General features: G+C 33.3%; 1 protein-coding gene. It reads right to left on the bottom strand.

What is annotated here, in order from left to right; genetic code table 11:
• Positions 1-755: 755 nt before the first annotated feature.
• The coding region (locus BM102_RS14145; RefSeq protein ID WP_278335558.1) for an ATP-binding protein at positions 756-1236 on the bottom strand (481 nt) is incomplete at its 5' end.

Below are 1236 nucleotides of genomic sequence, written 5' to 3'. Positions count from 1 at the left end.
CTATTTTATTATTCTACGGTAGTAAGGATTCTATCGGATTATTGAGTAGAAGCAATCAACTTCTCCAGATATTTTTTCAACTTCTGGCTGTTTATCCTTTTGTTTATAATCCCAGGACGTTGGATTACTGCTTTATCGCACTTCGGTACAGCTCCGAACGATAGGCTCTTCTTTTAATTCGAATACCCCTTTCTCGAATATCGTACTTTCCGATTGTCAAGTTACATCATAACTATTGATACTTTAAAACCATTAGCCTTTCAACTTAATTATTCAGCTAAAAACTTGAACTACTTAACCTCCGCATAAATACATCATAGGTTTCACTCATTCAAGCAACAGTAGTATCAAAACTGTCATAAAGTGAAATAATATAATAAATAAAATTTACACATTAATACTATATTATTTATCATATTCAGTCAAGTACTTATCTCTATAACAACACCTTATATCCGTTTACCCGTTCACGCTCTGAGGTGGTAAACACCTCTAGCTGTAAAGCGTGTAAACGGATACATTTCGCCAGTTGTCTCTCTCTTTTTTCATCCGCCACTATTGAAAAAAGCGCAATGAAAATGATTAAAACTAATTACCGACGGCGAAGTAAACTCATAAGCAAGTTTTTCTCCGCCGTTTCACAAGTCTATCATTTTCATTACGCTTTTATTCAATAGCATGCCCTTCGGGTGGCTCTTCCCTCTGGCTCAGTACCTCAAAGCAAATCATCTAAATCTTATAAAACAAACAAGCCATTATGCCAGTTCTACGGTATTATGATTTGTCTTATAGTATTTTGTTCTTCCATCTTCATCAGCGATAAGATAATCATTTTCAACCAAGTTATTAATAATTTTATTTCTAAAATATGAAGAATTGCTCACTTCAAGATACTCTGTTATTTCTGCAATTGTTTTTGCATTGTTGTAACAATAAGATAATATTTTTTCATCATATTTACTTCCATTTGGAATTGGAGCAAATATAAGATTTTCTGTTGGTTCTGCTTCAACTCCCATTTCATAAGTAAGATCAGGCAGAACTAACGTAAAATGATCTGAAGTGGAATAAATATATGGCTTATGCTTATCATCCACCGCAGAATACTCTTCTACAATTTTATCAAATCCAGTACCTGCAGCTTCCATCACATTACATAAAACCAATACGCCACATATAAGTTCATTCCTTCTTTTTGACATAATCGATGAAAGGTTATAGGTCTTTTCTATTTTT

The organism is Pseudobutyrivibrio sp. JW11 (assembly GCF_900115355.1).
Classification (GTDB): domain Bacteria; phylum Bacillota; class Clostridia; order Lachnospirales; family Lachnospiraceae; genus Pseudobutyrivibrio; species Pseudobutyrivibrio ruminis.
This window is presented reverse-complemented; position numbering and strand designations above follow the sequence as displayed.